At 34.2% G+C, this 12,017-nt stretch carries 7 protein-coding genes; 3 read left to right on the forward strand and 4 right to left on the reverse strand.

The genetic code is table 11. The features are described 5' to 3' along the window. Positions 1 to 159 precede the first annotated feature (159 nt). The 3 genes from glpK to galE all read left to right on the forward strand — a co-directional run bounded on the left by glpK (position 160) and on the right by galE (position 6,156). Entirely contained in the window at positions 160 to 3,339 is a 3,180-nt protein-coding gene (gene glpK, locus Q0829_RS16590) for a glycerol kinase GlpK (protein WP_298545220.1), read from the forward strand. Positions 3,340 to 3,391: 52 nt separating this feature from the next. Next, on the forward strand, positions 3,392 to 5,038 hold the full coding sequence (locus Q0829_RS16595; RefSeq protein WP_298545221.1) for a solute:sodium symporter family transporter: 1,647 nt from the start codon (positions 3,392 to 3,394) through the stop codon (positions 5,036 to 5,038). A gap of 95 nt (positions 5,039 to 5,133) precedes the next feature. Further along, on the forward strand, positions 5,134 to 6,156 hold the full coding sequence (gene galE / locus Q0829_RS16600; RefSeq protein WP_298545222.1) for a UDP-glucose 4-epimerase GalE: 1,023 nt from the start codon (positions 5,134 to 5,136) through the stop codon (positions 6,154 to 6,156). Between the two features lie 85 nt (positions 6,157 to 6,241). On the opposite strand, the gene Q0829_RS16605 is transcribed toward galE, so the two are convergent. The 4 genes from Q0829_RS16605 to Q0829_RS16620 form a co-directional block, all read right to left on the reverse strand. Further along, positions 6,242 to 8,317 (reverse strand): peptidylprolyl isomerase, encoded by a 2,076-nt coding sequence (locus Q0829_RS16605; RefSeq protein WP_298545223.1) that lies wholly within the window; start codon positions 8,315 to 8,317, stop codon positions 6,242 to 6,244. 290 nt (positions 8,318 to 8,607) lie between these two features. Further along, positions 8,608 to 9,876 carry a hemolysin family protein gene (locus Q0829_RS16610; RefSeq protein ID WP_298545224.1) on the reverse strand — a complete coding sequence of 423 codons (1,269 nt, stop codon included), beginning with the start codon at positions 9,874 to 9,876 and terminating at the stop codon, positions 8,608 to 8,610. A gap of 203 nt (positions 9,877 to 10,079) precedes the next feature. Beyond that, entirely contained in the window at positions 10,080 to 10,637 is a 558-nt protein-coding gene (lptC, locus tag Q0829_RS16615) for an LPS export ABC transporter periplasmic protein LptC (protein WP_298545225.1), read from the reverse strand. Further along, positions 10,637 to 12,007 (reverse strand): tetratricopeptide repeat protein, encoded by a 1,371-nt coding sequence (locus tag Q0829_RS16620; protein ID WP_298545226.1) that lies wholly within the window; start codon positions 12,005 to 12,007, stop codon positions 10,637 to 10,639. Before Q0829_RS16620 ends, lptC begins: the two co-directional genes overlap by 1 nt. Positions 12,008 to 12,017: the final 10 nt, after the last annotated feature.

Here is a 12,017-nt window from a genome sequence, read left to right on the forward strand (position 1 = left end):
ACATTTTTTTTAATTATCAATTATCTTTTTCATTGCCTAAATAATTTAGATATTTATAATTAATTGATTAATAGCTTAGAATATTTACTGTTTTTTAAGATAATTACAAAAAATCAACACCTAACTAAAGTATATAAAAATAAAGTCAAATATCTTCTGATGAATAAAAAATATATCATTGCATTTGATCAAGGAACTACAAGTACCAGAGCAATTATTTTTGATAACAAAGGTATGATTTGTGGTATAGCTCAAAAAGAACTAACACAACATTATCCGCAATCTGGTTGGGTAGAACACGATCCTCTTGAAATTTTCAGGCATCAACAAGAAGTATTTAAAGAAGTATTATCTACATCTAAAATAAGTATTGATCAGATTGCAGGGGTAGGCATTACTAATCAAAGGGAAACTACTGTAGTCTGGGATAAAACAACAGGAAAGCCCATTTATAACGCTATCGTATGGCTAGATAAAAGAACATCGACTATTTGCAAAAATCTAAAAGCAGTTGGACTGGAAGATTATGTATCTAAAAATACAGGCTTAGTAATTGACTCTTATTTTTCTGGCACAAAATTAAAATGGATATTAGATACTATAGAAGGTGCCAGAGAAAAAGCTGAAAGAGGAGATTTATTATTTGGAACAATTGACACTTGGCTGATTTGGAAATTTACCAATGGTGCTAAGCATGTTACAGATCACTCTAATGCATCAAGGACGATGTTGTACAATATTATACAGCTGAAATGGGATAAAACTATGCTAAATGCTTTAAATGTCCCGAATAACATGCTCCCCGAAGTTCAGCATTCGTCATCCGATTTTGGTGTCATTTCTTATCAAGGAAAAGAAATCCCGATATACGGTGTTGCCGGAGATCAACAAGCTTCGTTATTTGGACAAGGTGGATATAAATCAGGAATCGCTAAAAACACCTATGGAACAGGCTGTTTTTTATTGTTAAATACAGGAAAAAAAGCCTATCAATCTAAGAATGGATTATTAACTACTTTATGCTGTAGTCTGCCAGAAGATAATATAAAATATGCCTTGGAAGGTAGTGTTTTTGTTGGAGGAGCTTCTGTGCAATGGCTACGTGATAAATTGCAAGTAATTACAAAAGCTTCAGAAACCGAAGAAATCTGTAAATCCACTCCATCTTCAGAAGGCTTATACGTAGTTCCAGCATTTGCAGGTTTAGGTGCTCCTCATTGGGACATGAATGCAAAAGGAGCCGTTTATGGATTAACACTGGATTCAGGAAAAAATGAAATCATAAAAGCCACTATAGATGCTTTAGCCTATCAGACTCGTGATGTATTGGATGCAATGATAGAAGACAGTGGTAAACTCATGAAAGAACTTAAAGTAGATGGTGGAGCATCTGCGAATAACTATTTAATGCAATTTCAGGCCGATATTCTAAACGTAGAAGTTGATCGGCCCGCAATGTTAGAAGTAACAGCACTTGGTGCTGCATTCCTGGCAGGAATAAAAGCTGGGGTTTGGACGAAAAAGGATATTTCAAAAATTAGAATTGTAGATACCAGGTTCAAACCCCAGATTACAGAGCATGAACGAAATAGAAAATACAGCGGATGGAAAGAAGCGATAGAACGCACAAAATCTTCTAATACAAAAATGCTTTCTATTAAAGAAGAAGGTCCAATTCGTTTTTCTATACTTGATAGACACATACAATTACAAAAAGCTCAGACAACTAAATATGACCTTATCATTATTGGTGGGGGAGTCACAGGAGCGGGAATTGCTTTGGATGCTGCTTCTAGAGGATTAAAAGTGTGTTTAGTAGAAAAAAACGATTTTGCTTCAGGAACAAGTAATAAATCTACAAAACTTATTCACGGTGGATTGCGATATCTAAAACAAATGGAAATCGCACTTGTAAAAGAATCTGGAAGCGAACGAGCTACTGTCCATAAGCTTGCCCCTCATTTGGTAGTACCAGAAAAAATGTTGTTACCACTAATAGAAGGGGGAACATATGGAAAAATGATGACCGCCATAGGGTTAAAAGTATATGATTTTTTAGCAAATGTAGAGGGAGACGATAAACGAAAAATGCTCAGTGTAGAAGAAACGGTCACCAAAGAACCGTTATTAAATAAAAATGGACTTACTGGGGGAGGTTATTATGCAGAGTATCGAACGGATGATGCAAGACTTACTGTAGAACTTCTGAAAAAAGCAGCTTCTTATGGAGCCAATATCATCAATTATTGTGAAATGACAACTTTTAATTATGATGACGAAGGAAAAATTAAAAGCTTAGAATGTTTAGATCATAATTCCCAAAAAAGATTTATGATCAAAGCGCGAAATTATGTTTCGGCAGCTGGTCCTTGGGTAGATTTATTACGAGAAAAGGATCATTCTATGAATAACAAACACTTGCACCTAACTAAAGGAGTACACATTGTTTTTTCCAGAGAACGCTTTCCGCTTACTCAATCTGTATACTTCGATGTATCAGATGGAAGAATGATTTTTGCGATTCCAAGGGGTCGAGCAACATATTTGGGTACTACAGACACTAACTACAAAGCCAATCTAAATCGTGTAGTAGCTACACAAAAAGATGCTCAATATTTGTTAGACGCAGTAAATAACATGTTCCCAACTGTCCAACTAACCCTACAAGACATAGAATCTAATTGGGCTGGACTAAGACCACTTATACACGAAGATGGAAAAGACCCTTCAGAATTATCCAGAAAAGATGAAATATTTGTTTCTAAAACAGGTTTAATTTCGATTGCCGGAGGAAAGCTAACCGGATATCGAAAAATGGCACAACGTGTAATCGATACCGTTCTAAAAACAATGAGTTCTAAGAAAAGAGAACAGTTTTCAAAATCGTTTACTCAAAACCTTCCTCTTACCAGTGATCCTCTAAAAGATACCGAAGAAGTAGAGAAATATCTTTTGGAAATTAATCAACGCCTAAAAGAATTAAATATACAAGATGAATATTACGGCTGGTATCTAGCCACCACATACGGCAAACAAGCGAATACTATTATTGATAAAGTAGGCTATTTTTTAAATGATTCTATTGAAGAAAAATTAATACGGTCAGAAGTATGGTATGGAGTACATCATGAGATGATTAATGGATTAGCTGATTTTTTTGTACGACGAACTGGACGATTATACTTTGACATTAATAGCGTCCGCAAGTATAGATCTATGGTGCAAGAAGATCTCATAAAATATTTAAAGTGGGATGAACAACGTCTGGAAAATGAAAACAATTATTTGGATTTGTTGCTGCAAGATGCATCTACTTATTATGAACACGAAATCACTTAAATTTAAAATGATAAATCATTAGATTTTCTAAATTCATTAATACATCACACAAATGGGAATATTATCTTTTATTGGGTTTACATTACTAGTAGCAATATACGCTTGGTGGAAAACGAGAAGCACTGACGAAAAATCTGCTGACGGTTATTATCTAGGAGGTAGAAGTCTTGGCGCCATAACCATTGCAGGCTCATTATTATTAACGAATTTGTCTGCAGAACAGATTGTAGGACTTAATGGGCAAGCTTTTACAGAAGGAGTACTGGTTATGGCTTGGGAAACATTAGCTGCGATTGCCATGGTACTTACCGCTATATGGCTACTTCCTAAATACATGAAAGGTGGTATCACTACAATTCCGGAGTTTATAGAAAAACGTTTCGACGAAAACACAAAAGCAATATTATCTGTTTTATTTCTAGTAGCATTTAGTATTGTGTTATTACCTACAATTCTCTATTCTGGATCACTAGCCTTTAGTACTATGTTTGACTTACCAGAGTTATTAAGTTGGTCTAACTCTTCTACTATTTGGCTTTGTGTATGGAGTATCGGACTCATAGGAGTAATATATGCCATTTTTGGTGGATTAAAAGCGGTTGCTGTATCAGATCTTATAAACGCTATAGGATTATTGATAGGCGGACTGTTAATTCCATACTTTGGGTTAAAATTAGTTGGCAACGGAAGTATGATGGATGGCATCAATACCTTATGGACAGAGAATCAAGATAAGTTTAATGTTACAGGAGGAGTTACTTCGTCTATTCCTGTAGGAACTATTTTTACCGGAATGATGATCGCACAGATGTATTATTGGGGGACTAACCAATCTATTCTGCAGCGCGTTTTTGGTGCAAAAAGTTTAAAAGAAGGTCAAAAAGGAATGATGCTTGCAGCTTTTGTAAAATTCCTTATCCCTATAATAGTTGTACTTCCTGGTATTATAGCTTGGAATGTATTTAATGGAGACCTTGATTCTGCAGATCAAGCATATCCAGAACTTGTTCGTAAAGTACTTCCGCCTGCATTGCTTGGCTTTTTTGCAGCGGTCCTTTTTGGTGCTGTATTAAGTTCATTTAATAGTTTATTAAATAGTAGCGCGACGCTTTTTGGATTTGACCTCTATAAAAAATTCTTTAAACCTGATGCCAGTGATATTCAGACGGTAAAAGCAGGAAAATTATTTGGGCTTATTGTTGCACTGATCTCTATGACAATCGCACCATTTATTGCGAATGCTCCAGAAGGATTATTTTCATATATCCAACAAGCTTTAGGAAGTTTAAGCGTCCCTATTTTAGCAGTCGTTATTATTGGAATACTTACTAAAAAAGTACCTGCCCTTGGAGCTAAAGTAGTATTAATTGCTGGAGTTATTATGTACCTCGTAAGCCTACTTATCTTAGGTCCTTATTTTACAAACGAAGCATTATCTGAAGCAACCTCTAATAGTATTACAGACCCAGACCAATTAGCCGTTATTAAAGCTGAAGCATATCCACATTTTCTGCATATTATGGGGATTTTATTTGTAATTAATACAGCAATTATGCTTATCATTGGCATTCTTAAACCAAAAACAGATATTTATGTACCTGCTACAACAGACGTGATAGATACAACTCCTTGGAAATATGCTTTTATAGTTGGTGCAATAATTACAGTTTTAGTTATTAGCACTTATTTGATTTTCTGACAACTACTAAAACTAAATCACGATCTATTTTTAGTTATAACCAGTATTATATTAACTTTACACTCTATTACAATAAAACTCTTGAAAACAAAAAAATGAAAATACTAGTTACCGGTGGATTGGGGTTTATCGGATCACATACAGTAGTAGAACTACAAACTGAAGGATATGATGTAGTTATCGTTGATAACTGTTCTAACTCCTCTACTGATGTTCTAAAAGGAATTAAGGCAATTACAGGAAAAACGCCAATTTTTGAAAACTTCGATCTTAGAGAAAAAGATAAAGTTCAAGATTTTTTTACACGTCATACTGATATTGAAGGCGTTATTCATTTTGCAGCATCTAAAGCTGTTGGAGAAAGTGTAGAAAAACCTCTTTTATACTATGAAAACAATATCGGCGTACTTGTATATATTCTTCAAGAACTACAGAAAAAAGATAAAACCAATTTTATTTTCAGTTCTTCTTGTACGGTATACGGTCAAGCAGATGAACTACCGATTACCGAAAATGCACCTGTAAAAATCGCAGAATCGCCTTATGGAAATACAAAGCAGATTGGTGAAGAAATTATAAAAGATATCTGTAAGGTAAAACCAAATCTGAACGCAATTGCATTGCGTTATTTTAATCCTATTGGTGCTCATCCATCAGCTGAGATTGGTGAACTACCAATCGGAGTTCCTCAGAACCTTATTCCGTTTATTACGCAGACAGGTATTGGACTTAGAGAAGAACTTTCTGTCTTTGGAGATGATTACCCAACAGAAGATGGAACGTGTATTAGGGATTACATTCACGTCGTTGATCTTGCTAAAGCTCATGTAATTGCCTTACAACGTCTCCTAAATAATACCAATACCTCTAATTACGAAGTATTTAATGTTGGAACTGGAACCGGTAGTTCTGTATTAGAAGTTATAAACTCTTTTGAAAAAGTATCTAACCAAAAATTGAATTATAAAATTGTGGATAGAAGAGAAGGGGATATTATCTCTGCTTATGCTAATACAGACAAAGCTAATAAAGAACTTGGATGGAAAGCTAAAAGCACTTTGGATGAAGCGCTATCTTCTGCTTGGAAATGGGAGCAAAAGGTGAGAGAAAAGAACTAGAACATCATATTATAACGATTACAATAAAAAAGACCTGAAGAACGTATGTTCTTCAGGTCTTTTTATATTTTGGAAAACTAGTTTTCTAGTAGAAATTAGCTCTTTTATCTTCTATTTCCGCAGCTTCCTTAAGTGCATTGAACACTCTAGTATTAACTGCATTAGCTTGTGTCTTAGACTCCTGAGCTGCATAACTCATATACGTATCCAATCCACTTGCTGGAGTTTTCTTAGTAACTTCTACTACATACACTCCATTATTACCTACAATTGGCTCGGAAATTCCACCAGTTTCTAAAGCAAATGCCGCTCCAACCACTTTAGGCTCTGTTCCAGCACCACTTATAGTTGGTGTTTTCATATTCAAAGCAGATGCTGTTTTTACTGTCTGAGATTGATTTTTAGCAATATCAGCTAACGTACTTCCAGAAATTTTCTTTTTAAGCATTTCTGCTTTTTTCTCTTTAATTAGAATTGGTTTTACTGAAGCACTAGCATCTTCTACTTTTTGTATACCCTTAGAAGCTTTAGATGTTAATTGTACCACAGCATATCCATCAGTTACGTCAAAACGTTTTACATCTCCAACCTTAGTTTCTTCATTAAACGACCATTGTACAATAGATCTCTGAGTTCCTAATCCAGGAATGTTTTCTGCTAATTCACTAATTTTATTTACCGGACGAATAGTATATTCACTTTCTTTAGCTTTTTCTGCAAAATCAGCATCCTTCGTTGCGATCTGAAATTTTGTAGTTTCAGTAAAAATAGTATTTATTGTTTTTTCACTAGCCTCAATCTCCTGAGCTACAGTAGCTACTTTTACAGCTTTCTGCTCATTTTTCTTGTCCTCTATCGCAATTACGTGATATCCAAAAGAAGTCTCTACAACTCCCATATCTCCAACATTGTTATCAACGATATAATCATTAAATGCAGGTACCATTCTTCCTGGAGGAAAATACCCTAAATCTCCACCTTTATCTTTATTGGAAGTATCCGCAGAAAAATCCTTAGCTAGCGTTACAAATTGCGCTTTATCAGACTTAATAACAGTAAGTATACTATCTGCTAATGTTTTAGCCTCTTCTTTTGTTCTTTCAGTATCACCAGCTGTACCTAATCCTTTCCAGGAAACAAGAATATGGCTAGCTTTCAAAGAATCGTGTAATTGTGTCTGAGCAACGACCTTAGAGATTTTTATGAATTTTCCGTCTTTATAAGGTCCAAATACTTCTCCTACTGGCACATTGTATAAAGTATCTGCTACAGTTGACGGCAAATCTTTTTTAAACACAAAACGATCATTGTATTTTAATGCAGAACTTTGATCTACATTTACGAATTCTTCAATGTTTTCAGCAGTTTTTAACTCTGGTATAACTTTAGCTACATCAGCTGTTAATGCATCTTCATCTTCTTGGCTTGGCTCTTCCTTAAAGAATACATATCTCATATTTCTTGAAGCATCAGCCTTATATAACTCCGAGTGCTTATCCACGTATGCCTGGATTTCTGCATCCGTCACATTCACATCAGCATCTTCAATAGAAGAAAATGGAAGTTGTACATACTTAATATCAACCACATCATTTTCCATTTTATAAGCTAACTCACCTTCTTTAAGTGTAACACCAACCCCTGCTTTGATCATGTTAAGGTATGTTTGCTCTAACGCTCCTTTACCTAAAGAAATTTTATAATCTGTCCATTGCTGATAAGCAACAGGATTCGATTTAATACTAGCCACATATTCCTGCATTTTTGCATTGTCAAATACACCTGCTTCATTCTGAAAAGTTGGATTATTAGCCAATCCTTCTTTTAATAAGTTATTTACTTCATCAGCACCGGCTCTAATTCCAAGTTCTTCGAATTGTCCATCAAAAACTATCTGTCTTACCTCTTGATCCCAAACTAAGTTAACTGTACGAAGATTAGATCCATTGCCTCCAAAGTTTCTAGATGCTGCTTCAACTTTTTTTGCAAAATCAGTTCTATCAATTTCTTTCCCATTAATCGTAGCAATTGTATTTGCTGCTTTTTGAGAAATCGCTCCTCCATTTCGAATCAAATCCGCTAATACAAATGAGAAAAGCGCTAACGCGATAATCACAATTAAGAAAACGGATCGTTGTCTGATTTTATTTAAAACTGCCATTATAAGTTTAATTTATTGAAATATAGTGGGCGAAAATACCATTTTATTAGAATATTACCAATTAAAGACAGAAAGTCTTTACAACTTTTTTTACTTTTTATTTTTGAAGATATTCAGAAGCTCAAATTCATTGATATTTAAACCAATCCAAAACCCGTATCTTATTGATTTAAAATAGAATACAATACTTTGAACCAATTAACCATATAGACTATATTTTTCTCGAAACAACTATTTAGAGCAAACCTGAACCCAAAAGTATGTCCTAAAACAATTGATGAATATAAACATCAATGTTCTGATAATATCTGTATCTCTACAATCTCAATTTTAGTATTAGACGTTTCAATAATATTGATTGTTGCCATATCTATTTTTACAATATCTCCCTGTTCCGGAATTTCCTCGGTATGGTTAACAATCATTCCACCAAGCGTTTCATAATATTCGCTTTCAGGAAGGTTTAACTTATAGGTTTCATTAATATAATCTACTTCCATTCTAGCAGAAAAACGATAATGATTTTCTTCTAATTTTTCCTCAATGAGATCAATAGAATCATGTTCATCTTCTATCTCACCGAAGAGCTCTTCCACTATATCCTCTACTGTAATAATTCCACTAGTCCCTCCATATTCATCGATAACTACGGCAATACTTTTGTGTTTTTTTGTCAAAAGGTTAAGCACATCTTTTACATACATTGTTTCAGGGACAAAAACCACTGGAAGCAAAATAGATCTTATCGACTTTGGTTTTTTAAACAATTCAAAAGAATGCACATACCCTATTATATCATCAATAGTTCCATTATACACTAATACTTTAGACAACCCTGTATCAATAAAAAGCTGACTTAATTCTTCTAAAGATTGAGATTTTTCAATGGCAATAATCTCAGTACGTGGGATCATAACTTCACGAGATTTTACATCAGAAAAATCAAGTGCATTCTGAAAAATCTGAATCTCACTATCAATCTCATCATGTTCCTCAACCGTTTCCATTTGTTCATTGATATAGTCTCCTAATTCAGTTTTTGTAAATGCCAACTGAACCTCATCTCCATCTGTTTTAAGGAACTTCTTTAGCACAAAATCAGATATCCGAATAACGAAAAATGAAATAGGCCAGAAAATAACATAAAAAATATAGGCAGGAAATGAAAAAAACTTCAGTAATGTGTTTGCATAAATTTGAAAAAAAACTTTAGGAAGAAACTCCGCAGTAAGTAATATTACTAATGTAGAAATAATTGTTTGCAGTAATAAGTTAAAACTTCCGGCCATACCTGGATAATAGCCTTCAATAAACCCCATTAACAGTTCACCCATATAAAACCCGTAAACCACCAAAGCAATATTATTGCCTACTAACATAGTAGCAATAAATTTTGAAGGTTTTTTAGTTAGTCGAGATAAGATACCTGAAAGAAATCCATCTTGTTTTTTTTCTATTTCGATATGGATTTTATTGGAGGATATATAGGCGATCTCCATCCCAGAAAAAAAAGCGGAGAGAATAACAGAAAGCACAATCACAATAATCTGTAGCTCCATCAATTATCCTTGTTATTGGCATCGAATCTTTTCCGGAAATTCCTTTTGAAGAAATACATAAAAATTGCTACTCCTGCAAAACATAAGTATAAAATACTTCTACTATCTTCCTTACCCCACTCCTCATACGCCTGATACAAGAAAAAACACATAATTGCAAGGTAAGCTAGTTCAAAAAATCTAAAAATTTTCATCATACAAAGTTATTCCTCGATGAACATTATTCCTTCATTGACCCGAGAATTCAATATAGTAAAATCCTGATTAGCATCAAAACCATCTGCTTCGTTAACCGTGCCATCAGGAAGAATACTCTTATAAGGCTGATCGGTAAACACCCAGTTTATACTCTGATCCCAGTAAAGTTGACGCGCTATAAGATGAGTGCTATCTGCTGTCTTTATATCCACATTTCCTCTCATATCAATAAGCCCAGTTACTTTATAATAAATAGCATAGTCTGATTTAACAACACTAATCTTACCATCTTTATCAATGATATCCAGAACAATACCTTCTGGAAATTCTTGATACCCGAAATTTTTATTAGTATAATCTTTTACCTTGGGCGTTTTAAGAATCGCAGTAAGTCTACCTGAGTCAGTATATTTTAGGTTTAGCTCGTAGCCTTCAGCCATTGGAGCATCTTCTGTTATGAGGTGGTTATTGGTTTTTGATACATTTGATTGACATGAAAAAAACAATGTCACAGCAAACGCTGTGACAAAGTTTAATAATATATGTAAATTCTTTTTTTGCATTATAGCTTCGGTACTTTTACCGTTTCACCTATCCAACATCCTATTTTCACTGAAGTAATTCCAGGGTTATTAAAGATATCTGTTTTAGATGGTGCTTTTGCTTTGTAATTAGCAGCAGTAGCCGCAGCAGTCTTTTTAAGACTTGGATCTACCTTACCAGCTTTTCGTGCATATCGCTCTGCCAACCAATATACGGCTCTTTTACTAAACACATCAGTTCCACAACTATTAGCGCTTTTAGCAATCATTGCTGCTATTCTAAGGTATGCAGTTCCATACGAAGGCTTATTCGCTAATGCTTTCTTATAGTAAGATCTAGCTTTACTATAATTACCTTGTTTTTTTACTACTTCTCCAATTCTAAAGTACACTTTAGCTTTATCACTAGCTTTTGTTTCTAACTGTGCCGATTGATTAAAATACTCTAAGGCTTTAGATGTTTTCTTATCCTTAAGAGCTAATATTCCTAAATAGTAAGCCGATTTTGCTGATGGATCCGCCTTGTGCAACGCCTCTACTAGCTTAAAGAACAAAGGATCATCAGTACATTCTTTTGCTGACATTCTACCTGCAGCACCTTTTAACCAATTAATATCATTCTTTTTACCTTCGAACTGACCATTATAAAGAGGTATTAAGTTTTTACAATCTGCCAATTCCCCTAGCTTTTGATTAATTCCACCTTTTACTTTACTATAAGCTCTTAAGTTTATACCTGCATTTTTTAGGTTTCTTTTTTCTTTAGAACTCAAAGCAGCTCCTGATTCTTCTTTTTCAGAAAGTGTAGCAATTGTTTTTGCTTTTTTACTCTCTTCGTCTTCGATCTTTTCTGTGATATCGTCATATAAATCGAATACATCCTGAAGTTCTTTTTTACCTTCTGCTTGTAGATCAACTAACAAAGAAAAATATGTATATAATTTCTTAGGACGCTTAAAGTTCTTTTTGTCGTCTGTATATGCTTTATGAAATTCTGCAAATTGAGTCTCTGCAGTTCCTATTTTGTTATCATACATAATCTGACCTATATCAGAATACATATCTCCTACTTTAGTTTTAGCAGGAAAATACTGAAAACGTTCTTTCCACAATGCAATCAATTCGTTTGCAAGAGTTGCTTTTTCTGCTCCAGTTGCTTTTTTATACTTACTTTCTAGTAATTTTTTTCCAAACTGAAAAGTTGCAACACTGTGTGTAGGACATTCTTTTCTTACTTTCCATAAAGGCTCTTCTGCTGCCTCGTAATTTTTTACTTTAGCATGCTCATAGGCTATTGAAGCCGTTGTCGCACAGTCAGTAGCCTGAGCACTAACACTTGTAGCGCTTAAAACTAATCCTGCCGCTATTGTATATAAAACTTTAGTATTCATAGCTGTATAA

This window comes from uncultured Aquimarina sp., from assembly GCF_947492405.1.
Taxonomy (GTDB): domain Bacteria; phylum Bacteroidota; class Bacteroidia; order Flavobacteriales; family Flavobacteriaceae; genus Aquimarina.

Bases quoted from the DNA above. Each gene is read 5' to 3' on its own strand.
- galE (WP_298545222.1), top strand. From the start codon at position 5,134: ATGAAAATACTAGTTACCGGTGGATTGGGGTTTATCGGATCACATACA.
- Q0829_RS16620 (WP_298545226.1), bottom strand. From the start codon at position 12,007: ATGAATACTAAAGTTTTATATACAATAGCGGCAGGATTAGTTTTAAGC.
- lptC (WP_298545225.1), bottom strand. From the start codon at position 10,637: ATGCAAAAAAAGAATTTACATATATTATTAAACTTTGTCACAGCGTTT.
- Q0829_RS16595 (WP_298545221.1), top strand. From the start codon at position 3,392: ATGGGAATATTATCTTTTATTGGGTTTACATTACTAGTAGCAATATAC.
- Q0829_RS16610 (WP_298545224.1), bottom strand. From the start codon at position 9,876: ATGGAGCTACAGATTATTGTGATTGTGCTTTCTGTTATTCTCTCCGCT.
- Q0829_RS16605 (WP_298545223.1), bottom strand. From the start codon at position 8,317: ATGGCAGTTTTAAATAAAATCAGACAACGATCCGTTTTCTTAATTGTG.
- glpK (WP_298545220.1), top strand. From the start codon at position 160: ATGAATAAAAAATATATCATTGCATTTGATCAAGGAACTACAAGTACC.